We start from the raw sequence: 26,663 nt of genomic DNA, 5'->3' as shown, positions 1-26,663 counted from the left end.
AGGGGGGCCTCCTATCAGGGAGGATGAGGAAATTTATCCTCTGTATGGACGTATAACTTTTTTAAGTTTACGGATAATAGTAGAAAGGTAGGTGGGTCATTCATGGATATTTTTAAGGTATTTAAGGGTAAGAAAGGAACTAAAAAGCCTGTTTCAGAACCGACGCCACATCGAATTCATCACGCATTAGATGAAAATTTACAGACGATTAAAACGAGGTTAGGAAACGCCAACGATTTGTTAGTTCGCACGCTGACATTAAAGGGTGCTGAAGATGTTTCGGTCGCCATTTTAGGAATCGACGGTATTATCGATACGAACCAAGCTGAACAGTTTATTGTTCATGTGTTAAGTATTGATCTTTCTTTAGTTAAGGAATCGAATACTCGAAGTTGTGGCGTTTTCCAGACGATTTTTGAGTCTCGAATCAGTATGTTAGATGCGAAATGTGGACAGTCGTACGAGGATCTTTACACGAATCTTATTAACGGCCATATTATTGTTCTTGTCGACGGTGTCGACCAATTTATGATGTTTGACTGTAAGGGATGGCAAATGCGTTCGATTAGCGAGCCACAGACGGAACAGTCGCTTTATGGTCCGAAAGATTGTTTTGTTGAAACGATTCGTACGAATACGGCGACGCTTCGTCGGCGAATTAAGGATCCGAATTTGCGATTTGATGCTCATGTGGTGGGAACGGTGACTCAGACGGATGTTTTTGTGGCGTATATTGAGGGAATTGCGAATAAAGAGTTGGTTCATACGGTGAATAAACGGATTGAGAGTTTAGATATTGATGGGATTGTGGATTCGAGTGAGCTCATGCAGTTAATTGAGGATCATCATATCACGTTATTTCCGCGGTTGATTCAAACGGAGCGTCCGGATAAAACGGCGGCCGCTCTTATGCAGGGAGAAATTGCGATTTTTGTTGATGGTTCACCTTTTGTGACCACGGGGCCAGCTTATTTTGCTTCGATGTTTCAGGTGACGGATGATTATTATTCGCGACCTTTTATTGCAACGGTCACTCGTTTATTACGATACGCGGCCTTTTTTATCGTTCTCCTCGTTCCCGGCTTGTACGTGGCTATTTCGACGTATCATCAGGAGATGATTCCAACGGTGTTATTGATTACGATTATTAATCAACGGAGTGCTAACCCGTTTCCAACATATATTGAAACATTAATTATGTTAATTTTGTTTGAAATTATCCGGGAAGCGGCGCTTCGTAAGCCTAGTGTAGTTGGGGATTCGATGACGATTGTAGGATCGTTGATTATCGGACAGACGATTGTTCAAGCAGGATTAGTTTCGTATATTGTCATTATTATTGTTTCGATTACATCGATTGCAGGATTTATTTTATCAAGTACCCGTTTGTCGAATGCGATGCGTGTTTTAACGTTTGCCTTCTTATTTTTAGGAGCTGCTTTTGGACTTTACGGAATAACGATTGGTGTTATTTTATTGATTTTACACTTGTCTTCTTTAACGACGCTCGATCAACCTTACTTAGCTCCGATGGCGCCATTAAACTTACATGATCAGGAAGATCAATTTTTACGCTTACCCCTTTCTTGGATGAAGTATCGTCCAAAAATTTATAAAACGACGAATCGGGTCCGTCATAATCTTAATCAGGAAAAAAGGAAGGAGGAGTAGGCGTGAGACGTTTGATGTATGTCATGGTCATGTTAATGGCCATTAGTTTAAGTGGATGTGGCCATAAAGTGGAGATGAGCCAAATTGGAATTGTAGCGGGTCTTGGGATTGATCAAACGGAAAATGGGTATTTAATGACGGCCCAAGTTGTTAATCCCTCTTCTATTGCCGGGAATCAGCATGATACGTTATCCGTTTTTTCAATCTCGGGTGAAGGTGAGACGTTATTCGATGCTTATCGATCACTAAATTCACTAACAGCTAAGGTGTTGTACTTGCCGCATTTAAGTGTGATTGTGGTTAATGAAGATATAGCACAATCGGGAATTGATCCCGTTGTTGATTTTGTCTTACGTAATGTGATGATTCGCCCCAATATTACGTTAGTCGTTGCGAATCATACGACGGCCCGTGAGGTATTGAATGTTCTTACTCCAAGTGAACAAATTCCGATTAATCAACTCAATTCGTTATCTAATCTCTGTTTGACGTGTACGGGACGAGAAGTCAATTATAACCTCTATCAGGTCAGTGGAATGGTTAATGATCCAAGCTCTAATATTGTATTAAATAGTGTATCAATTGATTCTAAGGAAAAGAGCGAGGAGGGAGATATTCAAAATGTTTTACAGATGGAGGCGCCTTCTCAACTCAAAATTGATTCATTAGCTGCATTTCAAGGGGATCAATTGGTTGGATACTTAACGAGTAAAGAGGCTCAATATTATAATTTATTAGTTGGAACGAGTAAGCGTTATGTTGTGACAACAGTACTTGATGATGAATATAAGCTTTCTTATGAGGTGCGTGAATCGAAAGTAGAGATAAAACCTGATTTAGAAAAAAATAAGGTAATGGTAGATTGTTCAGTTAAAGGAGTTTTAATGGAGAATGGGTATCCTATAGATTTAATGAATCCTGTCAATGTGAGTGATTTAGAAGCAGCATTGGGGAACCAACTGAAACAAGATATTCAGTCCTTTATTGATAAGACTCAAAACGAGTTAGCGTCAGATATTATCGGTGTTGGTGGAAAGGTCCATCAAAAGAATCCAAAGAAATGGGCAGAAGTCAGTGGATATTGGGAAGACATTTATCCAGAGTTAGAGTTTGACGTAAAGGTTAAATTAGAAATTACATCTGTTGGTGATGCGGCTAATTTGAAGGAGTAGAAAGTAGGTGATTTATTTTGAAGACGTCACGCCTTAGTTTAAATCAATTTTCGTCATTATTGGTCTTGTTCTTATCGAGTAGCGCTACGCTTGTTAATGTGGGGCGTTTTTCTGGGGCCGATGTTTGGATTTCGTTATTAATCAGTGCGGTTCTTGGGACGCTATTGTTTACGATGTATTACCGGATTGGAAAGTTGCATCAGTTTGATAGCTTGTCGGGCATTTTGACCGATTTATTTGGGAAGTTTTTCGGAAGTCTTATTTTAATCGCTTATAGTGGTTACTTTTTATTGATGACGGCAAGTCTTTTAAAAAGCACAGCAGACGTCATTGAGGTGACCTTAATGGTCGATGCAAATATGATATTAATTATGCTATTATTGATGGTTCCGATTGTTTACGGATTAATCCTTGGGGTCAATGCAATTGGACGTTCATCGGAGTTGCTTTTTTATGTGGTAATTCTTTGTTTTATTCCCCTCGTCATTGCAGTATTTACTTCTGATATTTTTAGTTTTGATCGCTTTTTACCTGTGTTGGAAAAAGGATTTTCCCCATTGAAACAAAATATTTATACGATGACGCTGTTTCCTTATGGAGAGTCCATTGTCTTTCTGACGATTTTTCCGCTCTTACCGAAGGAGGGAAAAGGGAAAATTTTAAGATATAGTTATTGGGCTATTGTGTTAGCAACGATTATTTTACTCGCCGCCGATGTGATGTGTGTGGGAATTTTAGGTGTGGGATTAATGAAGAATTTTATTTATCCATTCTTCAATGCCATGAAAATGGTAGGGGTTAACGTTTTATTTGAACGGCTTGATCCGTTAGCGATTATCATTGTCATGATGACGTGTTTTTTTAAATTAAGTCTTTATTTTTATGCGGGATTAAGTTGTATTGAAAAACTGATTCGTCGATTTAGTTATCGTCAATTAGCCTTTCCGTTTAGTGTTTTAATCATCTTTATAGCCATGCATTTAACAACAGGCGGAGTTGAGGATATTTATCAGGCAATTCTTAATCACCCTAAAAACTTACTCCCTATCTTTCAATTAGTGATTCCTTCTATCGTCTGGATGCTAAGTGAATTTAAATATCACAATCATGTGAAACAATTAAAAACTGAGGCTCATAAATAGAGCCTCAGTTTTTTTATTAGAGACTTTAGTCTGTTGAACACGCAAAGCGTGTGAAACATAAAACCACCCGCTATGCGGGTGGCGAATAAAAGTTTATAACTCCATTAAAAAATCACCTTTTTTCCTATAATAGAGTTGTTCAAGCTACTATTTTAGAAGAGAAGGTGATTTTTATGGCGAATCAAACAAATAGTTTATCGCACACAAAATGGATGTGCAAATACCATATTGTGTTTACTCCTAAGTATAGACGAAAAATAATATATAATCAATATAAAACAAGTATAAGAGATATTTTAAAACAACTTTGTGCCTATAAAGGAGTTGAAATTATTGAAGGGCATTTAATGCCAGATCATGTACATATGTTAGTAAGTATTCCACCTAAAATGAGTGTATCTAGTTTTATGGGATATTTGAAAGGAAAGAGTGCATTGATGATGTTTGATAAACATGCAAATTTGAAATACAAATTTGGAAATCGGCATTTTTGGGCAGAAGGATATTATGTCAGTACGGTTGGCCTAAATGAGGCAACGATAAGGAAATATATTCAGGATCAGGAAAAGCATGATATTGCGATGGATAAATTAAGTGTAAAAGAATATGAAGACCCCTTTAAGGGGTAGCCAGTAGAACGAACACTCCTTTAGGGGTGAGCAAAGGTGGCAATGGCAAGTAGCTTGAACAAAGTGAAAGCTAGCGCCTTGAGACGCTAGCCGGTAATCAGGGCTTATAGCCCTGGAGAAAACTACCCGTTTGACGGGTAGTTTTTATTTACGATCGTACGTTGTTTCTGATAGACGATCGATTTCTGCCCATGCTAAGGTGATGTACTGTTTAGCCAATTGTTCCTTTTCTGCATTGGCATCGAGTAACACTTGGCGGTCTTCTAAGCTCTCAGCTTTAAAGACTTCGTACTCCTCTGACTTGTAGTCGATGTTGTATTCATAGGCTTTAACGACATAGTCGTGAAGTTTATCGACCTCTTCTGTTGGCGTCGATAATTTTTCGATGGCTTCCATTTCACTTGTCGTTTGTTTGATGAGGTTTTTTCGAATAGAAAGTTGAGCAGCTTCCTCATCTGTTCCTGTTACGGAGTAAACTTGTGTTAAGTTTGAGTCGAGTAAAGAAATCGTATCTTCTAGCGCTTTTACTTTTTCATACATACAATCAACGAATTCTTGTTGTGTGGAAAATGTTTTTTCTGTCCCTGACTCAGTTTGAGTATCTGAGGCATTTGAAGAATCGTTTGTTGTTTGTTCAGTTGATGCGCTTGTTTGATCACTTGTAGCAGGTGCGGTCGTGTTAGGTGCAACAGATAAATTTTGAAGGGTTTGAGGTGTGGAAATACTTTTTGCTGTCTCGTTATTGTTGGCGCAACCTGCTAAAGTCACCGCTAATCCAGCTATTAGACATACTCTTTTCATAATATTCACCTCAATTGTAAGTATGGTTCATTGTATTCAGTAGAGGTTTGATTCATACGAAAAGTTAGTGCTTTTCTTTCAAGTTTTGTTCGCCATTATCTGAAAAATTCACCCATTTGGATAGAAATTTAAATCTTTGAATAAAGGATAGGCGTGGGGTGTATTCGACTCCGCCGAAGTAATCGCGTTTTAGGACGTAGTTGACTTGGAGACCAACGGTGATGGCGTAGCCGAGGATGTAGAGCCAAAAGAGGAGGATGATGATGACGGAGAGGCTTCCGTAAAATTTATTGTAGTTTGCGATTTTGTTCGCGTAAAAGCTAAAGGCGATGGAAGCGACGCTCCAACCAATTGAGGTGACGAGGGCACCGGGAATAATTTCGTGTATTTTGATTTTGATGGTGGGAGAGAGGTAAAACAGGAGTAGAAAGAAGGTGAGGTAGGCAAAGAAACTGATGCTTGTTCTGAGAACGGTAATGATAATCATGAGGTGTGGGCTCAGGGTGATGTTTAAGAGGTGGAAGATGGCGGTGATAATGGCCTGCCCGAAGAAAACAAGGATGATGGCAACAAGAAGGAGGACAACCATTAGGCAAAGCATGATAAAAGAAAAGATGCGTTCTAAAAAGGCGAATTTTAAAAGGGGGACTTGGTAGGTGGTGTTTGAAGCTGTTGAAATTCCGTAAAACCCTTTTGAGATAATCCAACAAAAGGAGAGGGCCGTTGCAATGACAAAAAAGGTGCTAGATTGAGGAGCAGCGGATGTATCGAATAAGTAAAGGAGTAGTTGTTGAACTTCTTGTGGAGCGTAGGCGGTAATAAAGTATTTAACGGCATCGGTGTTTAACGAAAAATAAGTCCCGAGTTGGACGATGACAACGAGGAGCGGGACGATAGCCATGATTAAGTTGAAGGCAATCTGTTCAGGTAGACCTTTAATTTCACGATGTGATAATTGTTCTTGAATTTTTTTTATAAATTCTATGCTAAAAATATGTTTCATACTGTTTCCTCCCAAATAGAGTAATTACTTCATCCTATGATACTTTTTGTTAAGAAATGCCTTGAGACATCGATCGTTTTTGTTTGTTAATGTATATTTTGTACAAAAAAACGACAAATTATTAATGATAATTTTTATGATGAGAGGTGAACAACATGAAACTAGCGCTTAACTTTAGGTTCTTGAAGTTGACGGTTCTAACGTTCCTCTTATGCTTTATCTCAGTTTATCACGCCGAGGCGAAAGATATTGGCTGGGGTATTCCAAAAGGAGAGAATCATGAACAACCGTGGCCAGGTAAAGAGTTTGATGAAATCGTCCGTCAAAATGATGCCTATTATATTGGCTCAGCCGATGAAAAGGTCATTTATTTAACCTTTGATTGCGGTTATGAGAATGGGAATACCCCATTAATTTTAGATGTTTTGAAAAAACATGAGGTGCCCGCTTTATTTTTTGTGACCGGTCATTTCCTTGATGAAAATGCCGATCTCGTCAAACGAATGGCTAACGAGGGACACATTGTTGGAAATCATACGTGGCATCATCCTGATTTAGCCAAAGTAACGAAAGAAAAATTTAACGAGGAGCTCCAACTTGTTGAAGATAAATATAAAGAGATTACGGGTCAAGAGATGGTTCGCTATTTAAGACCCCCAGAAGGCCATTTTAATCAACAAATGTTAGATTTTGCGAAAGAGCGAGGTTATTACACGATTTTATGGTCATTAGCTTATATGGATTGGAATGTTGACCAACAAAAAGGCGCTGACTATGCGTATAATCAGATTCTAGCACGCATTCATCCTGGGGCAATTATTTTAATGCATAGTATTTCAAGTGATAACGCCGAATGCTTAGATAAGTTAATTCCCGAACTTCAAAAGGAAGGTTATGAATTTAAGTCTATTCAATATTTAATGACTGAGGATGCCCCTGTTCCGTTTGAGTAAAAATGTGGAAAAAAGAGGATGTTAACGAGATAAGGTCATGTTTGGATTATCTACTAATTAGTGGAAAAAAAGAACACAAAATAGACACATTTCAATCATTTTTTGAACATAACCTTATGTAATAATAACTGAGGATGAAAATGATAATAAATTTTCTCCCCTTTGATTTTCTTATTCATTATGTTTTCTCACTCCCTAAACGGATCGTGTTCCCCCACGACCGTTTACCAACCTTAAGAGTTCCCCCTCTTAAGGTTTTTTTTATTTTTTTAAAAAAAAGAAAGGAGAGTTGTTTAAAAATAAAAGCTTCGCCCCATAATAGGGGTGAGTAGAGATGACTCCCCCCAAGTTAATAGTCGTCCGGCTATACTTTAAATGATGGTTTAAAGTTCTCTATTTCAAAGATAAGTCATTTATAATTATCCTTTTCTGATAGTTATAAATATTTTTTCTCCAATTCTCTCAACCTCTCTTTAATATAAAAAAAGGAACCGACTTGCAGTTTCCCCCCTGCGATCGGTTCCTTTTTGATTTATTTTGAAATTTCTTCCCTTGATTTTCTGTTTCGTTTCGCATAGAAGATAACCGCGATTAAGCAAACGGCCATGACTCCGTAGGCGATGAGTAAGCTTTGACTCAGTCCAAATACTAAATACCCGATGGCAGCAATCGTTGCTGATAGTAGGGCGTAAGGAAGTTGAGAGTTAAAGTGTGCGCCGAGGTCACATCCCGCTCCTGTTGCAGAAAGCAATGTGGTATCTGAAATGGGTGAGGCGTGATCTCCGAAGATCGCTCCTGATAAGACAGCGGCCATAATCGGAATCATGAGATCCATGTCTAGGGCAGCAGCGACTGAACCCGCAATTGGAAGTAAGATACCGAATGATCCCCAAGAGGTTCCCGTCGCAAATGCCATGAAACTAGCGACCATAAACATGACCATTGGAATGAGTCCTGGTGCAATATTAGCCTGTGTAATGAGTGAAGCAAGATACCCACCTGCATCAAGTGTACCAACGAGGTCACAAATTGCCCAAGCTAATAATAAGATGATGATGGCTCCGACCATTGATTTCATCCCTAGGAAAAATGCTTTTGTATATTGAGCGAATGAAATTTCGCGTGCCATGATGTGGCGGCAAGTCAGTGCCATTGAAACAACGAGTCCAGCTAATCCTCCGATGCGGAGTGAAGTCGCTAAACTAATGTTTTCTAGGATGGCAAAGAAGAGATTGAAGTCTGATTCTGAGTTGATTGCTCCTGTGTATCCCGTATATGCCATGGTACAAACGGTCACGATAATTAAAGTTAAGATTGGGGCGATTAAATCCCATACGGATCCTTTAGATGATTGAGCATCCATTTCTTGAGCGGTCGCCTCAGCATGAGTGAGTGAGGTGTCTTGCTGATTGAGGGCACTTTCTTCATAGGTTTTCATTAATCCAATATTGAAGTTATATTTAATGACGATGAAGACCATGATGACCGTTACAAGAACATAGAAGTGGTAAGGGATTGTTGTTAAAAAGGCAGAAAACGTATTATAAGTCGCTCCTGTGCTTGCAAAAATAACCGCCATCGATCCCATGATTCCTGTTGACCAGCTTGAAATAGGTGAAATAACACAAACAGGTGCTGAGGTTGAATCGACGATATAAGATAATCGTGCCCGTGAGACACGTTGTTCTTTTGCTAATGGTTTAGAGACGTTTCCAACAACAAGGGCGTTAAAGTAATCATCGACAAAGATAAGAATTCCTAAGAGGGCTGCCGTATATTGAACACCCTCACGTGATTTAACGCGTTTAATAATGGCATTGGTGAAGGCTGTGGCTCCCCCTGATAAAACAATATAAGCGGTGATGACCCCAAGGGCAAGTAAGAAGAAAATAATGGACATGTTCCAGTCATTTAAGAATCCGAAGAGTCCATTTTCTTCAACGATAAGTCCGCTAAATGACCTCATTAAGATTTCTAATGTTTGAAGCGGGTTAAAGTTGGCCAAAATAAAGGCGGCTGATAATGCCCCGACCCCAAGTGATAAAACAACACGACGCGTTAAGATGACAAGGGCAATGGTCAGTAACGCGGGAATTAAAGAATAGATTGTTCCAGTCATATAAAATCCTCTCCCTTTGTTTAATTTGAATAAGTAACTGTCCTTTTGATAAAAAAAAGAGTCATGTTGAGTTAAACTCTAACATGACTCTTCAGGCCTACGAGAAGTAGACGTCAGATGACAGGTATCATTTAACTCTCCGATCATTAGTCCTCCACTACTTTCGTAGTGACAGTGTTAAGCCTATTTAACGTAACACCAGCACAAGTTTGATTGACACAAACAAGACTTCGGCATGGACACCTTTTGGAATTTGTCATGGACGTCACTCTCGAAATTCCTACTCATTGGCCATGCGCCTCTAACTCATCAAAGAGAACAAGCAACGTATTCAATTAAGCCTATTGTAGCACCTTTTAAAAGATAGTCAAGTATTACCATTTAATTTTTTTTAGGGAAGAGAAAGGGTTGTCGTAAAATGTAGAGATTTCAGTGTAAAATGTGAGCGAATGTGGTAAGATTAAAAGATAAATGAAAAAATACAGTTGGAGGTTTAAATAAATGAAGATGTCTCCTTTAAAGGTTGGTCAAGAATTTTTAGTTACCATTAAACGTATCGGTATTAACGGTGAAGGAATCGGCTATTATAAAAAGCAAGCCGTGTTTATTCCAGGAACACTAGTCGGCGAAGAGGTTGTCGCGACGTGTACACGCGTGGCAAATGGTTATGCAGAGGCTGAAGTGGTTCGTATTAAGCGTAAATCAAAACATCGCGTTCAACCGGCGTGCGAAGTTTATGGGCAATGTGGTGGATGTCAATTACAACATATGTCTTATCAAGAGCAATTACGTATTAAACGTGATGCTGTGTCTCAGGCCATTGAGCGCTATACAAGTTTAGATCCAGATGAGTGTGATATTCGTCCGACGATGGGAATGAATGACCCTTATAATTATCGTAATCGCGCGCAAATGCCGGTCGGTTATGATGAAGATGGAATTATGGTCGGATTTTATAGTATGAACTCACGCGAGTTAGTAAATGTGACGGATTGTGATGTTCAGTATGAGGAAATTAATAAGGTTATTAATCATGCGGTTGATTTATTAGATGATTATAAAGTATTTGCGTATGCACCGAAGACGCGTAAAGGGACGGCACGCTATATTGTGGTTCGCCGCGGGTTTAAAACGGGTGAGGTTCAGGTGACATTTGTTTTTGCGAATAATGATTTTAAAAAGATGTATTCGTTGGCGAAAGATTTAATGAAATACTGCCCAGATGTTAAATCGGTGTATGTGAGCATTAACGGCGAAGATACGCACGAGATTTTAGGAAAAGAGTTGCAACATGTAGCGGGTGAGAAGTTTATTTCGGATGAGTTAGGACGATTTAAATTTAATTTATCACCACGTGCCTTTTATCAGTTAAACCCAGAACAAACGGTTAAATTATACAATCAAGTGAAGTATGCGGCGGCTTTAAAGGGAACAGAGAAAGTCGTTGATGCTTATTGTGGGGTTGGAACGATTGGTCAATGGGTTGCGGATAAAGCAAGCGAGGTTCGCGGGGTTGATATTACGCGTCAAGCGATTAATGATGCGAAGGAAAATGCGAAGTTAAACGGATTAACTAATACGTATTACGCAGTTGGAAAGGCTGAGCAAATTGTTCCAAAGTGGGCGAATGACGGATTCAAACCGGATGTTGTGATTGTGGATCCTCCACGTACAGGATTAGGGGAAGAATTAATTGAAATGTTAAAACGCGTTCAACCGCAAACGATTGTCTATGTGTCATGTAATCCTTCAACGATGGCGAAAAATTTAAAAGAATTAACGAAAAAGTATCGCGTTGATTACATTCAACCGATTGATATGTTCCCTCAAACGTCTCACGTGGAATGTGTCGTACGTCTTGTTCGTAAAAACAAACCATTAAAACGAAAATAAGAGGATGTTGGTTGCCTACGTTAGCTTCGGCTCGTAGGCAATTTTTTATGGTGCCGTTTGATGAGGGAGTATTTAAACGATGGGAGGAGAAGAAGCTTGAGGCCTTAACGCTACAACGGTATACTTAGTTTAAATGAATTAAATGTGATGGAGGGATTATGTTGTTGATAAGAAAACAGACGACGAAGGATGATGAAATCATCCATACAGTGATTAAAGCGGCGTTTGAGCAGGCAGAACACACGGATGGGAATGAACATGAGCTCGTCAAGGCATTAAAGAAGGGAGAGGCGTTTATTAAAGATTTATCTCTCGTTGCCGAGATAGATGGGAAAATTGTAGGTTATATTTTGTTTACCGAGGCTAAGGTGGGACGCGAAACGGTGTTAGCACTAGCCCCGTTAGCGGTGCTTCCTGATTATCAAAGGTCGGGCATTGGGCTTGCCTTAATCAACGAGGGACATAACAGGGCGCGTGAATTAGGTTATGATTATTCGGTTGTCTTAGGCAGTGAAACTTACTACCCAAAGGCCGGTTATTTACCAGCAGCTACCTTTGGAATTAAGCCACCTTTTGAGGTGCCAAGCGAGAATTTTATGGCGTATCCACTAAAAGAAGAGGTACCGAAGGTGTGTGGAACGATCAAGTATGCCAAAGAATTTGGAATTGATTAATCCAACTTCTTTTGGCCGAGCGATGGATTAAATGAAAGACTGTTAAAGAGTCGGCTCCGGCTCTTTTTCATTTTTTAGCCTAAAAATTTGAGCGAGACTTAGAGATTTGGAATAAGATAGGTGTTTTTTTTACATATTAAACATAGTTGAGATTAAAGGGAGGGAATGACAGATAGGTAGATTTGTGTAAAGGAAAGATAATGGAATCGGATGATAAAATAATGAAATGAGATGCAATTCTTGTGTCCAAGAGGTTAATTTTGTATAATCATCCTATAAGTTAGCTTATGCTAACCATTTGATGCGAGATGGTTAAATTTAAAGGAGGACGAGTCAAACATGAAAAAAGCATTTTTATCTTTTATGAGTTTTTTTGTTTTAGTTGGATTACTTGTTGGATGTTCTAAGTCACCAAAGGAACCGGATCAACAAGAGACAGTTGAAATGGTAACGGTCACAGATGTGAAGGGTGACGTTGAAATTCCAAAGGACCCAAAACGTATTGTTGATATTAGTGGAGCTAGTGATATTTTATCGTTAATCGGATACGAGGTTATCGGGACAGCTAATAGTGATGGATATGATTACACAATCTTACCAACCTATTTAGAAGAGACGTTAGCTGATGCTCAAATTTTAGGATATAGTATGTTAGCGGAGATGGATGTTGAGGCGATTATGGCGCTTAATCCGGATTTAATTATTATTTCTACGGTGCAAGAGAAGATGTATGATCAGTTATCAAAAATCGCGCCTGTTGTGATGGTTGAGATGAAACAAGTGGATTGGAAAGAGGATTTCTTACATGTGGCAGGGGTATTTGGAAAAGAGGCCGAGGCACAAGCTTGGATTGATAATTATTTAGCGAAAGCAAAAGAAGTCGGTGAACAAATTAAAGCGACTTATGGAGCGGATAGTACGTATCTTTCATTTTTAGCGAGTGCGGGAAGTTTATTCATTTTTGATCAAGCGGGACTTGGATCGATTTTATATAATGATATGGGATTATTAAAACCAGTCGGAATGCCAGAGCAAGAAGATATTAGTTTACCAGTTGTTTCTTTAGATGGATTAGCATCTATTGAGGCAGATTATATTTTTGCAGTGGGAACAGATGAGGATTTAAAAACGTTAGAAGAGAGCAGCATTTGGAAAGGAACAAAGGCAGTAAAAGAAGGGAATGTTGTGATTTTACCGGCAAGTCCATATTTTAATCAAGGTTATAGCCCAATTGGACGTTTAGCATTTGTTGATGAAGTACAAAGTTTATTAGCGGGTATGCATGAATAAGAAAGTAACCCTTTTAGTTACGTTATGCAGTTTATTCGCAATAATCGGGCTAATTGTTGCGATTTGTGCGGGTGCGAAAAGTATCCCGTTGCAGACAGTGATCGATAGTATTTTTCATTATGAAGATATTTTAGATATGCAGTTAGTTAGAGATGTTCGGATACCAAGAGCTATTTGTACCGCCTTTATAGGCGGTCTTCTTGGTATTACGGGTGCAATGATGCAAGGGGTGACAAGGAATCCTGTTGCGGAACCGTCACTTATGGGGATTACTCAAGGGGCGACATTCGCCATCGCTTTGATGGGGGCAAGTTCAGGGTTATTAGGTCTTTTTGGTTATATGTTTGCGGCATTTATCGGAGCGTTAGTGAGCGGAACCCTCGTTTTACTTTTTAGTATGAAGAGTGCGCGTCATATGAATATGTCAAAGCTATTACTTGCAGGAACTGCCTTGAGTACTTTTTTTATTTCCATGGCAACTGTTATTGCCCTATTAACGAATAAATCTCAGAATCTAGCGTTTTGGTTAGCGGGTGGATTCCGCGCGACGACATGGGCGAGCGTCCAACTCGTGTTAATCGTGGGTGTGTTGACGACGATTCTCGCTTTGTTTTTAGCACCTAAAATTAATGTTGTTAATTTAGGAGAAGATGTTTGTATTGGATTAGGGGAAAATCCTAATCGAATTCGCATGCAAACGTTACTCTTAATTATTCCGATGTGTGCAGTTTGTGTGGCAGTCGCCGGAAATATCGCATTTGTTGGACTGATTGTTCCTCATATTATTCGACGATGGGTGGGACAAGATTATCGGGTGATTATGCCTCTTTCTTTCCTATTTGGATCAACGCTTGTTATTTGGGCGGACGTGTTAGCACGGTTAGTTAATCAGCCTTACGAAACACCGATTGGTTTATTTACTTCATTAGTCGGGGTTCCTTTATTTATTTGGATGGTGAGAAAGGAGGGCGCTTAGTGAATAAACGATTGATTGTCATCAGTTTAAGTTTAAGTCTTCTGTTAGTGGCCATTTTTTTAGTCGCTATTAGTCTTGGAAGTTATCAGATGTCTGTTTACGAGGTGATAGCGACGCTCATGGGGAATGGATCGAAGCTTCAAAACGCCACTATTTTTGATATTCGCCTCCCACGTCTTTGTGTCGCCCTTGTGGTCGCTGTTTGTTTAGCCACATCGGGTTGTGTGTTGCAAAGTGTCACAAGAAATGAGTTAGCTGAACCGGGGATGATTGGGATTAATGCAGGTGCCGCTCTTGCGGTTGTGTTGCTTATCTCTTCGGGACAACGGACGTATTATAGTGAGATTGGAAATCTTTCACTCTTTATCATGCCAATCGTCGCAATCATCGGGAGCTTTGTGAGTGGGGTTCTCATTTATCGATTAAGTTATAAAAAAGGAATTGTACCGACTCGGTTAATTTTAACGGGGATTGGAGTAAATGTTGGAATTAATGCGTTTATTTCTCTTTATCAGTTAAAGATGTCACAGGGCGATTATAACCAAGTGTTGACGTGGACGAGTGGGAGCCTTTGGGGAAGTAGTTGGAAATTCTTCTTTTTAATTTTACCGCCTGCTCTTTTATTTTTAGGGCTCACCCTGTATAAATCAAAGATTTTAGATGTTTTAGACTTAGGCGATGAAATTTCAACAGGGCTTGGAGTTAAGGTTGAGGCGGAACGTAAACGTCTATTCTTTTTTGCGATTGTGTTATCTGCATTAGCAACAGCTGTTGCAGGTAATATTGCCTTTTTAGGGTTATTGGGGCCCCAACTGGCAAAACGCTTAGTCGGTCCAGTTCATCGAAGACAATTGCCGATTGCCTGGTTGGTGAGTGGTGTTATTATTTTAATAGCGGATTCGATTTCAAGAAATATGTTTTCACCGATTGAGATTCCGGTCGGAATTACTATTTCAATTGTTGGTGTTCCTTATTTTATCTATTTAATGTTAAAAGAATAGTGTTGTGGGAGGTGTTAGAATGGAAGCTATTAAAGTTTCACAGTTAGACGTAGCCTATGATGATAAATACATTATTAAAAATATGAATCTTGAAATTCCTAAGGGAAAGATAACGATGATTATTGGATCGAATGGGTGTGGAAAGTCGACCTTATTAAAATCGATTGCGCGTATTATTATGCCGAAAAAAGGGGATATTTTATTAAATGGTGTCGCGTTAAAAGAGCAGGCTCCAAAGGAAATTGCGAAAAAGATGGCCGTCTTGCCACAAAGTCCATCGGTTCCATCAGGACTTTTGGTGAAGGAATTAGTGTCGTATGGTCGCTTTCCTTATCAAAGTGCGATGGGTGGTTTAAAGCAAAAAGATATTGAACTCATCAATTGGGCGATGGAAGTGACCGGCATTTCTGATTTCGCGAATCGTCCGGTCGATCGTTTATCGGGTGGACAGCGTCAGCGCGCATGGATTGCGATGGCATTAGCACAAGATACGGAAATTTTAGTCTTAGATGAACCGACGACGTATTTAGATATGGCGCATCAGCTTGAAATTTTATTATTACTAAAGAAATTAAATCAGGAAGCTAATCGGACGATTGTCATGGTTTTACACGAACTAAATAATGCCACAAAATTCGCTGATTATTTGGTTGGGGTAAAAGAAGGAGAAGTGGTTTTCGCAGGACATCCATTAGAAGTAGTGACAACGGATCATTTGAGAACGTTGTATGGGATTGAGGCAACGCTACAATTAGATGAAAGTAAGCAATATCCTATTTGTGTAGATTTTAATATCGCGCGATAGAAGTTATTCATTAGGAGACATCATGGGAAAAACGTTATATGAGAAAAATTTTAATATTTTAGTTTTAGGGCAAGTTATTTCGTTGTTTGGAAGTTCGATTCAACGATTTGCTTTGTCTTTGTATTTGCTGGATTTAACGGGATCGGCCGGGATTTTTTCAGCTATTTTGGCCCTTTCAATGGTTCCTGTTGTCTTGATTTCACCGATTGCGGGAATGTTAGCTGACCGGGGGAATAAAAAACGGTTAATGATAGGGCTTGATAGTTTAAGTGCTTTATTATTGCTTGTTTATGTATGGATTGTTTTTAACGGCCAAGACCATGTTTTAGTGATTGCAACAGTCATGGTTTTGTTGTCAACGATTTCTACGATTTATCAACCGGTTGTTAATACGTGTGTTCCACTGATTGTCAGCCGAGACCATTTAGTAAGAGCCAATGCCATTATTCAGCAAGTCGCTTCGTTAAGCCAATTTTTAGGTCCTATTTTGGCAGGTCTTTTATACGGCTTTTTTGGGATTACGGGTGTTGTCATCATTAATTTAGTTAGCTTTTTATTCTCTGCGCTCTTAGAGTTATTTTTGGAAATTCCGCATCAACGCCGGGAGGGACAACAATCATTTAAAGCGGCGTTTATGACCGATATGAAGGAAAGTTATCATTATTTGAGACATGAGAATTTAATTGTCTGTCGCATGCTCTTATTTTCTGGATTTTATAACTTATTTTTAGTTCCGGTCTTTAGTGTGGCAACCCCTTACTTGATTAAGGTGACGTTTGCTTTATCGTCTGAGGTTTATGGATGGGCTGAAGGGATGATTGCTCTTGGAATGATTGTCGGAGGATTCATCATTACTTATAGGCCAAACCATTTTCATATTAAACGAGTTTATCAACTTCTATATTTGACCTCTGTTTCGATGATGCTAATGGGTGGAGTTGTTTACCTTTTTCATTTCGGCTTTATTGATGCAGCGACAAGTGTTGTGCTTTTCACCGTTTGTGGAATGATTATTATGGGGGTGCTTGGAATTGCCAACGTGCTAAGCGCGGCTTATTTATATCAGGCTGTTGATGGAGCAATCCTCGGAAAAATTTTAGCCTTTGGTTCGGCGTTTGCGACGTTGTGTATTCCACTTGGACAAATATTATTTGGTGGTCTTTTAGAGGTTTTATCTCAAAAACTTTATTTGTTAATCCTTATGGCCGCGTTCTTTGTTTTTTTAGTGACCTTACTGGTCAGATGGAATGTTCGATTAATTAAAGAAGATGAAAAATCCCAGTCTATTTAAATGGACTGGGATTTATTGTTTATTTTTGTATTGGAGAGGCGTACAGTTAAAGGCTTTTTTAAAGGTTTTAATAAAGTTACTCGGATAAGGGTAGCCGACGTGCTTGGCGATATCAGCAATACTCATCTCCGTGGTGCAAAGAAGGTTGGTTGCAATGGAGAGGCGATGAGTCGTAATAAATTCTCCAATGGTCATGTGGTAATAGTGTTGAAACCCGGCCTTTAATTTTTGGGGATGAAGCATAACAAGTTCGCTTAGTTTTTCAATCGTAGGAGGGGTGGCAAAGTTTTCAATCAGTAAATCATGTGCTCGTTGGATACTCTTTATATCGGTAACTGTTAATTTAAGATAGCGATTCCCGACTTTTACTTTCCCATAATCAATTTGATGGGTAAACGTATTTTCAGGGGAATGTTCAATATTTGTGAAAATAAGCGAAATACATTCGAGAATGGAACTTTCTAGTCTTAGAGGATCAAGTTTGTTTTTTTGCGAAAGGGTCTGCATGTGTTGAATCACGTTCATCACCTCCAGCGGCAGGTAATGATACGTGTAGTTTTCAATAAAAGAGTCGAAGCTAATGGTTGTTTGTAATAGGGGAGCGATGACTTCATTAAAATAAGCTTCGTAAATCGTAATTTCAGCGCCATGAAAATGTTGCCCTTGTTGCCATGTTTGTGTCCCAATTAAGTTTTTTTCGACGACGAAGAAAGAGGACGGTGTGAAGGAGGAGACCGGTTTATTTTCTAATTGAAATTGGGTCGTTCCTTTATAGACGGTTCCAAATCTCATCAGGCGTTGGGGGTTATTAAAGTGAATGGAAAAGGCGTGGGGAATCGTATAATCCGCGATAGCGAAATAATAGTATCCAGGACGTTCATAAATGAAAAGATGTCCTTGGTCTTTCGTGTTTGGATGGTGATAGAGTGAACAGTAACGTTCATTTTTTTTTATAAAATTCAGTTGTTGTAGGAGTGTATGACGGAATTGTTCCGCATTTTGTACGTTAAAATTCATGTTATATCCTCGTATTCGTTCTTCAATTTGTTGGATTTATTATATAATGTTAAGAAACAAAAATCGAGTTTTAATGACATTTTTTTGTTGGAGCAAGCGACGAATTCTTTCGTTTCATCAACGAAATAGTGGCCTTTAAAGATTAGAAAAGGAATTTAGGTTAAAAGTTTGAAATACAAAATAAATATTGTTATAATAGAGGAAAGTACTTTTTTGTGAGGTGAAGTTATGAAAAAGAAAAATGTCATTATTGGATCTGGGATTGCGGCAACGGCAGCGGCGACCGTTGTAGGTGCGGCGACTTGGATTATTGGTGGGATGGTTTATGATGGAACGGTCGGTAAAAAGCCATCCGTAAAGGCGGAAGATATGCCAACTTTTTATGCCGAGCGTGAGGATAAGGTTTTAGACACGCTTAATCGTTATCAGCATGAGACGGTTTTTGTCAAAAGTGAAGTCAATGATTATGACGTAGAAACGCTTCATATCAAATCTAATCAGGAGACATCTGACGCGATGATTGTTGTTCATGGAATTGGGAGTAACTATCATGAAGTGTTGAACGTCGCGTTCAACTATTTAGAAAATGGCTATAATGTGGTCGTTTATCATCAACGAAATACCGGATTAACGGGTGGTGATAATTATACGTTTGGATTATATGAGCGTTTTGACTTAGAGGCGGTTGCGGATTACACGCGCTCACTGTATCAAGATGGGACCATCGGCGTTCATGGATTTTCAATGGGGGCTGCCACGTCAACGATGCAAACTGAATTAAATGAAGAGAGCAAAAATGTTGATTTTTATATTTTAGATGCCCCTTACCATACGATGGAAAGTGCCGTTGAGCTTGGAATTATTGCCGAGGATATTCCGCTTTTACCTGTTGGCTTTGCGAAATGGGCCGGAAATGTCGTGTTAAAGGCAAAAGAAGATTTAACGTATGACGATATCCAACCTGTGAATGCTGTAAAAAATATTACGGTTCCTGTTCTATTGATCCATGGGACGGAAGATAAAGTGACGCCCCCAGAAAGTAGTCAATATATTTACGATGCTATTCCGCATGAGAATAAAGAGTTGTGGTATATTGAAGGACTCGGACACTGTGAGGCAGATAGTAAGATGGAGTCAGAATACTTCCAACATATCTATCAATTTATTGATACTCATGTAAAAAATACGAATGAATAAAAAAAGGCGTTGCGCCTTTTTTTATTTTTTTAAAAATGATTTGAATAAAGTTTGATTTTTTTTCTATAACATAAGGGTGACCGTTACAGAAGGCGAACTAGAATGAAGATGTCTGCGTCAGTTGAGACTATTTTTCGATGCTAGCTAGTTGAACGGCGTGATGACAACGGTCAAGATGGGAGGAAGTTTTAAATAAATGGGTTGAATCTATTTGAGGAACATCCGTGATTTAAAGCCGGAAAAAATTTAAGAAGTAAAACGTCGATGTCAATGAAGGTCTGATGGATAAAACGGAAGGTCATCGAGCGACGTTGTTGAGTGAAAGGTAGAAAACGTTCTATTTCTATCTCATTGAAATTGAGCAAAGGGATGGAGCACCACCGTAGATGACGATTATTTATGTTTTAGGGAGGCTATGCATGAAAGCAATTTTAGAAGTTTTAGAAGTTGTGGTTCAAGTTGTTATTTTTGGTTATCAACTAGAAGATTAATTCATCTTTATGACGATGAGGAAGATATAAGCGATTAAAAGGACACCATTTTATAAATGAGTGTCCTTTTTAAGATGGTTGATTATTTAACTGACGTTTAAGTTCGTTAATTTGTGCCTGTAAGGCATCGATATCGTCATAGAGTGTATCAAAGTCATTTTGTTCGGCCTCATTACGTTCGCGATTGAAAATTTCACTTTTTCTCGCTTGTTGGAAGAGTTGTTGTTCAACCATATTCCCGAGTGTAACCCCGATATCAACGAGTGCTCCCCCTAAAATTTGGAGTTCAAAGACGTTAAATTCAACGCCAACAATAATAGCAATAACAGTAATGACCAAAATATATTCAACGGGATCAAGTGATCCGATAAAAGCGAAAAATTCATTGTTCGTAAAACCATAATTATAGGATTTCGTTTCTTTAGGAGCATATTGAAAGGAAGTTCGTCGGGCAATGGCCGCCGCACTTTGTCCGCTATTTGAGGCAGCATCATTTTGAATGACTATACGACTACTTGAACCGGTTAAAGTTTCTGCATCTGGTGTTTGAAATCGCATGTCAGTCGGATCAAAATCATCTAAAAAGTCCGAATCCGTCTCCTCTGGTTCTGTTAAATGAATAGGCGTATCCTTAATGATAGTCTGAACTTCATCGATTTTCTCAGATAAAAGTTCAATAAATTGGTGGGTGAGTTGTTGTGGAGGCGCCTTTTGTTTAGGAGAGGGAGTGGTCCTATTTTTAGTTTGTTGTTTGTTTTTCATAACAATCTCCTTTTGATGAGTCATGTCACGGTGTCTTAAAAGACAGGGGGCTTCAATGGCAGGCAAGTCATCGGATAAGTGAAGGCGTGTTGTTTTTAAAAGGATAAGTGTCTTTCGAGCCCATCTAAAACTGTGAGATAGTTTTAAACGATGTGAGGTTAGTCACTATCTAATCTAGTATATGTCAAGGGGGGAAAGTTGGGGATAAAAATAGACAACTTTGTTATTTTATGTCGCATTTATACAGAAGAGATTGAATGTTGTTATTAAAAGACCTATAATAGAATAGAGTGTAGTAAAATAAGGTAATTAGGATAATTGTAGTATATGGTTTCCTAAATTAGGGGAAACTTTTATTAGTTACTTTAGAGAAAGTGGGGTACCTGTTTTTTAACAGAATAAAAGATATGAGAGTTGTAGAGATAAATAAATTAACATTTAGTTCTGAATTAGAGTTAGAAGTAGGGGCAACAAATTGGTATTTACAGTTACTTCATTTAGCTTGCGGCTTTTTTGAATACCGCGTGAGTGAACAAATTTGGTATGTGAGTGAAGTCGTTGAGCAATTGTTAGATTTTGATGAAGATTCGAAAGAGAGTCAAAGTTTATATAATAATGAATCGATTAATGAAATTGTTGAAAATTTCTTATTGGATCCGAGTGTGGAGTTAACGCAAGATGTGATGATTCGTCATAAACATAAACCGTGGGAGACGTTGACGATTAAGTGCGAAAAGATTATTCAATCAGAGGGTTCGGTGATTGTCCGCGGATTATTAATCGATTCTTCTGCCAAGAAAAAACACGATTTAATCGATGGCCAACTTCAAAAATTACAGGCGCTTGGGCAGTTAACGAGCGGGGTGAGTCACGATTTTAATAACCAGTTAAATGGAATTTTGGGTTATGTGGCTTTGATGAAGACGATGACAACGGATGAAACGTTATTGCGTTATATGGATGGGATTGAGCGCTCGGTGCGTCATTCAACGGAATTAACGCGTCAGCTGCTTAACTTTTCGCATAAGCCTGAAAATAAACGTATGAATCTTGATTTGGTTCAAATTGTGAAAGATACAGTGAATATGTTAAAGCATACGATTGACCGTCGAATTCGTATCGAATTAAATGTAGAGCCGGAAGATTATTATGTTCTCGGTGATGAATCACAATTAAACAATGCTATTTTAAACTTATGTATTAACGCGCGTGATGCAATTGCTGGACAGGGAGAAATTCGTTTATCTTTAACCCATGATCAGTTGGAAGAGATACCGGGCAATTTGTTAAATACGACGATTACGCCGAATCATTATGCCATTTTAAAAGTTTCGGACACAGGTTCTGGGATTGAAGAAAGCTTACTCCCTAAAATCTTTAAACCGTTCTTTACGACAAAGGATGTCGGTAAAGGAACCGGAATGGGATTAGCGAGTGTTGTTGAAACGTTACGTAATCATAATGGGGCCCTTGAAGTGGATTCCGTGGTCGGTAAGGGGACAACATTTACGTTATATTTACCGATTAACCACGGAATCGAGGAGTTAGTGACTGAAGAATCGGTGTTACATGGAGCTGGAAAGATTTTATTAATTGATGATGAACCATCAAATTTAGAAATTACGGCGGCGCTCCTTGAAGGATTCGGTTATAGTGTGACGGCTTTTTCAAACCCAAAACAGGCGCTTAAACATTACGCCAAGGCCGAAAATACCTATGATTGTATTTTATTAGATGTGATTATGCCAGGAATGAGTGGAACGGAGGCCTTTAAAGCCATTAAGTTAATTAATAGTGAGGCGAAAGTGATTTTATTAACAGGTGTTAGCCAGCGTCAAGAGCTTGATTTCATTTTAAGGCATGGGGTGGATGGATACGTTCCTAAACCTGTTGATCACTATACACTTTCAAATGGAGTTTACCGCGTTTTACAAGCTAAATCGACAGATGTTAAACCAGTAAAACCTGAACAGTTGATTGAGATGTCTACGATGTTAAATATTTCTTATGCCCTTGAGCGAGTCGCAGGAAATACGAGATTATATTTACGCATCGCGCACAATTTTAGAAAGCATTTCTATATGGTGACTGAACAGTTACCTCAGCTCATTGATTCTAATCGAGAAGAGGCTATTCGTATGGTCCATACGATTAAAGGATTAGCGGGTCAAATTGGAGCAGATGAACTGTACGAATATAGTCGTGAATTAGAAATGGAACTGAAAGAGGATGGGGCCTACGAGGAAATTTTAAGTATTTTCATGGAAGAATTTATCGAGGTCATGGATGAGCTTGCTCGTTTAGAATGCCGAAAATAATATTAAAAATGACGATTTGATGTAGAAAAAAGGTAGAAATAACTCGTAAAAATAGAAAATAATAGTGTTCATCTTTTGTTCATAAATGTCATGTGATATAATAACATCAAATTTTAACCGTGAGGTGCCATCATGATTTACTTATTAGCAATTAGTTTATGCTTTCTTATCGCATGCTTTATTACACCGTATGTGATGAAGTTAGCGTATTTTACAGATGCTGTGGACCAACCTAATAAACGGAAGGTTCATAGTCGGGTGATGCCACGAATGGGTGGTCTTGCCATTTATATCGCCTTTTTAGTAGGCTATATGATCTTTAGGGTAAAAGGGTACGCCATCGATCAAGATGAGATTGCCTTTATAGATGCCTATTTTATCGCTTCCTTTTTAATTGTTGTGACGGGAATGTTAGACGATATGTTCGAATTACCAGCTAAACCAAAGGCGTTGGCTCAATTAGTAGCAGCGTTAATCATGGTTTTTTACGGGAATTTTATGATTGATAAAATTTATTTACCGTTTTTACCTGTGATTGATTTAGGCTGGTTCGGGGGAATTATTACTGTTATTTGGATTGTCGGGATTACGAATTCAATTAATTTAATTGACGGGTTAGACGGACTGTCTTCGGGGATATCAGCGATTTCATTTGGAACAATGGCGATTCTTGCTGGATATCAGGGGGAATTATTTGTTGCGATGATGGCCTGCTTACTATTCGGATCGACGCTGGGATTTTTAGTTCATAACTTTCATCCAGCAAAAATCTTTATGGGAGATACCGGATCGTTATTTTTAGGATTTTCGGTTTCGGTTTTATCGCTATTAGGTTACAAAAATGCAGCCTTTGTGTCGTTTATTATCCCAATTATTATGCTATCGGTTCCAATCTTCGATACGATTTGGGCTATTATTCGTCGTATACTAAATGGGCAGTCTCCTTTTGAACCCGATCGTGGTCACGTCCATCACCAATTACTAGATCGAAATCTTGGGCATGTGAAAAGTGTACTCGTTTTATATGGAATTGCTGCTTTGTTTTCATTTACAGCGATTTTATATACCATGGTGTCTAAGTTTTACGGACTAGTTCTATTGGTTATCTCGATGGTTTTAATCGAGTTAATCTTTAATACGACGGGGCTCTTTAGGTTGAAAAAAACAAAGGAGAAACAAGTTCCGGTTAAGGAACAAAAAGAGGATGTTTCAGTAGGGGAAGCGTCTGAGAAGTAAGAGAGGATGAGTGTAAAGTAATGAGAAAACCAATTATTGCAGGAAACTGGAAAATGAATAAAACACGAGATGAATCGTTGCAATTTATTTACGCGGTCAAAGATCGTGTAGCTTCAGCAGATACAGTAGAATCTGTGATTTGTGCACCATTTCCATATTTAAGATGTTTAGTTAAGCGTCAGGGCGCTTCTTTACGTATTGGGGCACAAAATATGCATTTCGAATCAGAAGGTGCTTATACGGGTGAAATCGCGCCACAGATGTTAAGTTCAATTGGTGTTTCTTATGTTGTATTGGGACATAGTGAGCGACGTGAAATGTTTAATGAAACAGATGAGGCAATTAATAAAAAAGTACATGTTTCTTTTTCAAATGGTTTAATTCCAATTATTTGTGTAGGGGAATCATTAGAAGATCGTGAAGCAGGGCAAACAAATCAAATTGTAGAGGCACAAACGGTTAAAGCATTAGAAGGTTTAACAAAAGAGCAAGCTAAACAAGTTGTTATTGCTTATGAACCTATTTGGGCGATTGGAACGGGGCGTACAGCAACGGCAGAACAGGCTAATGAAACGATTGGTTATATCCGTTCAGTGATTGAACGTTTATTTGGATCAGAAGTTTCTGAAGCGGTTCGTATCCAATATGGTGGTTCTGTTAACCCTAACAATATTAAAGAGTTAATGGCACAAGAACATATTGATGGAGCGCTCGTTGGTGGTGCCTCATTAGATCCACAATCATTTTTAGCTTTAGTTAATTATCAATAAAAAAGGGATTCCAACCTTTCGTTGGAATCCTTTTTTTATGATATTTTTTTTGTTTCGATGACATTTGCCTCTTTATTTAATTTTATGATAGCCGTAGTGGAATAGAGTAATCCGCTGTAGGCGATAATAGCATAAATAATCGTTGAAATCCAAGCGACTGGGAATCCATGTTTATCGACAACTATTCCGAAAAGGGTAGATCCTAGACCAAATCCAATCGCGAAAAATATTTGAACCACGCTCAGGATGGTACCAAACTCTCGGTTACCGAATAAAGCACCTGTCATATAGGATGGGCCGATGATATATGAAAACATAGAAATTCCTAAACAAATGGAAAATATAATTCCAAGAAAATTAAAGGTTGGAACAAAAATTAATGAAAGGCCACACGTGACAACAAGGATTCCTGCCAGTATTAGCGATTTTTTAATCCCTAGTTTATCAAATAGGTAACCTCCAGATAAATTACCGAAGATGGAGAAAAATCCAAATAACGAGGCAACTAGGGCTGATCCTAGCGTGAAGGCACCTGTTTTTTCTAATGTTTGAAGGTAAGGAATAAATTCAATGGACATCCCTCCAACGTATAGGCCGATAAAGGTAAAGGAAAGAGCGAATACCCAAAATGATTTTATTTTTTGAACGTCACTGAAGGAGTATCCCCAGTTAGCGTCGTGTATGAGCTGTTTTTTAGGATGAATAAGTGGCGTGTGTTGCAGTTCCTTCTTAGAGCGAGGGAGCCGCATAACAAATAGGGCGATTGGCAACGAAATGATGAGTGCCATGAACCCAAATCGTAGGAAGGCGCCCTTATAACCGATGCTTGGATTAGAAAGCCATTTACTTGCTAACTGCTGGAGAATCATGTTTCCAAGTCCTCCCCCGCAAAATGCAATTCCCATGGCGGTTCCTTTATTTTCGACGAACCAACTATTAATTAGCATTGGGACCCCAATGGCGGAGACGATGGAAACCCCAATTTGAAGGAGGATAGAGAGTGCGTAGTAGACAATAATATTTTTTCCAGCTAGGGACATAGCAGCAAATCCAATCCCAACAAGAAGGCAACCTACTGTATAAAGTCGTTTAATATTAGGATTAGGGCGTGAGTAGAGTTTACCGATAAAGGGGGAGCAGAGTGCTGAGACGAAAGTTCCGAGTGTAAATAAAAACGCAAATTCGGTATAAGTAAACCCTTCTCCAGAGATAACGAAATTCGTAAACGTAGGTAAAATATTAGCTACGAGGGAATAAGGAACGGCTTGGATTAAAAGACACGCTAAAACGATAATCCAGCCATAGAAAAATGTTTTTTTTCTCATAAATCGTACATTCTTTCTTTATAGATTTAGAAAGGTTAGTTAGGTCGTCATTAAATTTGTTAGGGGGAAAATTAATGACGACCTTATTATTCGTTTGTTTTTCACATGAATCAAATAACAATAGTGA

Annotated in this window: 22 protein-coding genes and 1 riboswitch; of the genes, 16 read left to right on the top strand and 6 right to left on the bottom strand. The window is 38.7% G+C overall.

From position 1 onward, the window contains the following. Window positions 1-102: 102 nt before the first annotated feature. From AACH31_RS08970 to tnpA, 4 genes are all read left to right on the top strand, one after another. A complete protein-coding gene (locus AACH31_RS08970; RefSeq protein ID WP_262950157.1) occupies window positions 103-1,671 on the top strand; it encodes a spore germination protein in 1,569 nt (522 codons plus the stop codon). 2 nt (window positions 1,672-1,673) lie between these two features. Next, entirely contained in the window at window positions 1,674-2,843 is a 1,170-nt protein-coding gene (locus tag AACH31_RS08965) for a Ger(x)C family spore germination protein (RefSeq protein WP_338617416.1), read from the top strand. A gap of 17 nt (window positions 2,844-2,860) precedes the next feature. After that, a complete protein-coding gene (locus AACH31_RS08960; protein WP_262950159.1) occupies window positions 2,861-3,985 on the top strand; it encodes a GerAB/ArcD/ProY family transporter in 1,125 nt (374 codons plus the stop codon). A 173-nt stretch (window positions 3,986-4,158) separates the two neighbouring features. Then, on the top strand, window positions 4,159-4,614 hold the full coding sequence (gene tnpA, locus AACH31_RS08955; protein ID WP_161832950.1) for an IS200/IS605 family transposase: 456 nt from the start codon (window positions 4,159-4,161) through the stop codon (window positions 4,612-4,614). Between the two features lie 144 nt (window positions 4,615-4,758). Here the strand turns inward: tnpA and AACH31_RS08950 are convergent, their stop codons facing one another. Both AACH31_RS08950 and AACH31_RS08945 read right to left on the bottom strand, forming a co-directional pair. Next, window positions 4,759-5,415, bottom strand: coding sequence for a hypothetical protein (locus AACH31_RS08950; RefSeq protein WP_161832110.1), 657 nt, complete (start codon window positions 5,413-5,415; stop codon window positions 4,759-4,761). Window positions 5,416-5,479: 64 nt separating this feature from the next. Continuing rightward, window positions 5,480-6,418 (bottom strand): YihY/virulence factor BrkB family protein, encoded by a 939-nt coding sequence (locus AACH31_RS08945; RefSeq protein ID WP_262950161.1) that lies wholly within the window; start codon window positions 6,416-6,418, stop codon window positions 5,480-5,482. A gap of 155 nt (window positions 6,419-6,573) precedes the next feature. Here AACH31_RS08945 and pdaA point away from each other — a divergent pair, with 155 nt between their 5' ends. Beyond that, a complete protein-coding gene (gene pdaA / locus AACH31_RS08940; protein WP_338617413.1) occupies window positions 6,574-7,371 on the top strand; it encodes a delta-lactam-biosynthetic de-N-acetylase in 798 nt (265 codons plus the stop codon). A gap of 532 nt (window positions 7,372-7,903) precedes the next feature. Here the strand turns inward: pdaA and AACH31_RS08935 are convergent. Beyond that, complete coding sequence (locus AACH31_RS08935) at window positions 7,904-9,490, bottom strand: Na+/H+ antiporter NhaC family protein (protein WP_338617410.1); 1,587 nt, start codon at window positions 9,488-9,490, stop codon at window positions 7,904-7,906. 139 nt (window positions 9,491-9,629) lie between these two features. Further along, window positions 9,630-9,802: riboswitch (Lysine riboswitch) on the bottom strand. Window positions 9,803-9,991: 189 nt separating this feature from the next. On the opposite strand from AACH31_RS08935, the gene rlmD reads away from it, so the two are divergent. From rlmD to AACH31_RS08900, 7 genes are all read left to right on the top strand, one after another. Next, window positions 9,992-11,383: a 23S rRNA (uracil(1939)-C(5))-methyltransferase RlmD gene (rlmD, locus tag AACH31_RS08930; RefSeq protein WP_262950163.1), complete on the top strand. Its 1,392-nt coding sequence runs from the start codon at window positions 9,992-9,994 to the stop codon at window positions 11,381-11,383. Window positions 11,384-11,544: 161 nt separating this feature from the next. Further along, window positions 11,545-12,057 (top strand): GNAT family N-acetyltransferase, encoded by a 513-nt coding sequence (locus AACH31_RS08925; protein ID WP_338617408.1) that lies wholly within the window; start codon window positions 11,545-11,547, stop codon window positions 12,055-12,057. A 339-nt stretch (window positions 12,058-12,396) separates the two neighbouring features. Continuing rightward, window positions 12,397-13,347, top strand: a complete 951-nt coding sequence (locus AACH31_RS08920; RefSeq protein ID WP_161832116.1) for an ABC transporter substrate-binding protein — start codon at window positions 12,397-12,399, stop codon at window positions 13,345-13,347. Next, window positions 13,340-14,323: a FecCD family ABC transporter permease gene (locus AACH31_RS08915; protein WP_161832117.1), complete on the top strand. Its 984-nt coding sequence runs from the start codon at window positions 13,340-13,342 to the stop codon at window positions 14,321-14,323. The genes AACH31_RS08920 and AACH31_RS08915 overlap by 8 nt, the downstream gene beginning before the upstream one ends. After that, window positions 14,323-15,324 carry a FecCD family ABC transporter permease gene (locus AACH31_RS08910; RefSeq protein WP_161832118.1) on the top strand — a complete coding sequence of 334 codons (1,002 nt, stop codon included), beginning with the start codon at window positions 14,323-14,325 and terminating at the stop codon, window positions 15,322-15,324. Before AACH31_RS08915 ends, AACH31_RS08910 begins: the two co-directional genes overlap by 1 nt. Window positions 15,325-15,343: 19 nt before the next feature. After that, complete coding sequence (locus AACH31_RS08905) at window positions 15,344-16,129, top strand: ABC transporter ATP-binding protein (protein WP_262950168.1); 786 nt, start codon at window positions 15,344-15,346, stop codon at window positions 16,127-16,129. 22 nt (window positions 16,130-16,151) lie between these two features. Then, the gene (locus AACH31_RS08900) at window positions 16,152-17,420 is read left to right on the top strand and encodes an MFS transporter (RefSeq protein ID WP_161832120.1); all 1,269 of its coding nucleotides are present in this window, start codon (window positions 16,152-16,154) and stop codon (window positions 17,418-17,420) included. A gap of 12 nt (window positions 17,421-17,432) precedes the next feature. Here AACH31_RS08900 and AACH31_RS08895 read toward each other — a convergent pair whose 3' ends face one another. Beyond that, entirely contained in the window at window positions 17,433-18,437 is a 1,005-nt protein-coding gene (locus AACH31_RS08895) for a helix-turn-helix transcriptional regulator (RefSeq protein WP_161832121.1), read from the bottom strand. Window positions 18,438-18,665: 228 nt separating this feature from the next. On the opposite strand from AACH31_RS08895, the gene AACH31_RS08890 reads away from it, so the two are divergent. Further along, window positions 18,666-19,634 (top strand): alpha/beta hydrolase, encoded by a 969-nt coding sequence (locus AACH31_RS08890; protein ID WP_161832122.1) that lies wholly within the window; start codon window positions 18,666-18,668, stop codon window positions 19,632-19,634. Window positions 19,635-20,194: 560 nt separating this feature from the next. On the opposite strand, the gene AACH31_RS08885 is transcribed toward AACH31_RS08890, so the two are convergent. After that, window positions 20,195-20,887: a hypothetical protein gene (locus AACH31_RS08885; protein ID WP_161832815.1), complete on the bottom strand. Its 693-nt coding sequence runs from the start codon at window positions 20,885-20,887 to the stop codon at window positions 20,195-20,197. Between the two features lie 407 nt (window positions 20,888-21,294). Between AACH31_RS08885 and AACH31_RS08880 the strand changes: the two genes are divergently transcribed. The 3 genes from AACH31_RS08880 to tpiA all read left to right on the top strand — a co-directional run bounded on the left by AACH31_RS08880 (window position 21,295) and on the right by tpiA (window position 25,211). Then, on the top strand, window positions 21,295-23,205 hold the full coding sequence (locus AACH31_RS08880) for a response regulator (protein ID WP_161832814.1): 1,911 nt from the start codon (window positions 21,295-21,297) through the stop codon (window positions 23,203-23,205). A gap of 132 nt (window positions 23,206-23,337) precedes the next feature. Further along, window positions 23,338-24,441 (top strand): MraY family glycosyltransferase, encoded by a 1,104-nt coding sequence (locus AACH31_RS08875; protein WP_161832813.1) that lies wholly within the window; start codon window positions 23,338-23,340, stop codon window positions 24,439-24,441. A gap of 20 nt (window positions 24,442-24,461) precedes the next feature. Next, entirely contained in the window at window positions 24,462-25,211 is a 750-nt protein-coding gene (gene tpiA, locus AACH31_RS08870) for a triose-phosphate isomerase (protein ID WP_161832812.1), read from the top strand. Between the two features lie 35 nt (window positions 25,212-25,246). Here the strand turns inward: tpiA and AACH31_RS08865 are convergent, their stop codons facing one another. Beyond that, window positions 25,247-26,536 carry a conjugated bile salt MFS transporter gene (locus tag AACH31_RS08865; protein ID WP_161832811.1) on the bottom strand — a complete coding sequence of 430 codons (1,290 nt, stop codon included), beginning with the start codon at window positions 26,534-26,536 and terminating at the stop codon, window positions 25,247-25,249. Window positions 26,537-26,663 lie beyond the last annotated feature (127 nt).

Source organism: Turicibacter faecis (genome assembly GCF_037076425.1).
Taxonomy (GTDB): domain Bacteria; phylum Bacillota_I; class Bacilli_A; order MOL361; family Turicibacteraceae; genus Turicibacter; species Turicibacter faecis.
The sequence above is the reverse complement of the archived record's forward strand: the minus strand, read 5'-3'. Positions and strand labels throughout refer to the sequence as shown.

Excerpts from the sequence above, each read along its gene's own strand:
- AACH31_RS08970 (WP_262950157.1), top strand. The coding sequence starts at position 103 with ATGGATATTTTTAAGGTATTTAAGGGTAAGAAAGGAACTAAAAAGCCT.
- tnpA (WP_161832950.1), top strand. The coding sequence starts at position 4,159 with ATGGCGAATCAAACAAATAGTTTATCGCACACAAAATGGATGTGCAAA.
- AACH31_RS08950 (WP_161832110.1), bottom strand. The coding sequence starts at position 5,415 with ATGAAAAGAGTATGTCTAATAGCTGGATTAGCGGTGACTTTAGCAGGT.
- AACH31_RS08945 (WP_262950161.1), bottom strand. The coding sequence starts at position 6,418 with ATGAAACATATTTTTAGCATAGAATTTATAAAAAAAATTCAAGAACAA.
- pdaA (WP_338617413.1), top strand. The coding sequence starts at position 6,574 with ATGAAACTAGCGCTTAACTTTAGGTTCTTGAAGTTGACGGTTCTAACG.
- AACH31_RS08935 (WP_338617410.1), bottom strand. The coding sequence starts at position 9,490 with ATGACTGGAACAATCTATTCTTTAATTCCCGCGTTACTGACCATTGCC.
- rlmD (WP_262950163.1), top strand. The coding sequence starts at position 9,992 with ATGAAGATGTCTCCTTTAAAGGTTGGTCAAGAATTTTTAGTTACCATT.
- AACH31_RS08920 (WP_161832116.1), top strand. The coding sequence starts at position 12,397 with ATGAAAAAAGCATTTTTATCTTTTATGAGTTTTTTTGTTTTAGTTGGA.
- AACH31_RS08915 (WP_161832117.1), top strand. The coding sequence starts at position 13,340 with ATGAATAAGAAAGTAACCCTTTTAGTTACGTTATGCAGTTTATTCGCA.
- AACH31_RS08905 (WP_262950168.1), top strand. The coding sequence starts at position 15,344 with ATGGAAGCTATTAAAGTTTCACAGTTAGACGTAGCCTATGATGATAAA.
- AACH31_RS08900 (WP_161832120.1), top strand. The coding sequence starts at position 16,152 with ATGGGAAAAACGTTATATGAGAAAAATTTTAATATTTTAGTTTTAGGG.
- AACH31_RS08895 (WP_161832121.1), bottom strand. The coding sequence starts at position 18,437 with ATGAATTTTAACGTACAAAATGCGGAACAATTCCGTCATACACTCCTA.
- AACH31_RS08890 (WP_161832122.1), top strand. The coding sequence starts at position 18,666 with ATGAAAAAGAAAAATGTCATTATTGGATCTGGGATTGCGGCAACGGCA.
- AACH31_RS08885 (WP_161832815.1), bottom strand. The coding sequence starts at position 20,887 with ATGAAAAACAAACAACAAACTAAAAATAGGACCACTCCCTCTCCTAAA.
- AACH31_RS08880 (WP_161832814.1), top strand. The coding sequence starts at position 21,295 with ATGAGAGTTGTAGAGATAAATAAATTAACATTTAGTTCTGAATTAGAG.
- AACH31_RS08875 (WP_161832813.1), top strand. The coding sequence starts at position 23,338 with ATGATTTACTTATTAGCAATTAGTTTATGCTTTCTTATCGCATGCTTT.
- tpiA (WP_161832812.1), top strand. The coding sequence starts at position 24,462 with ATGAGAAAACCAATTATTGCAGGAAACTGGAAAATGAATAAAACACGA.
- AACH31_RS08865 (WP_161832811.1), bottom strand. The coding sequence starts at position 26,536 with ATGAGAAAAAAAACATTTTTCTATGGCTGGATTATCGTTTTAGCGTGT.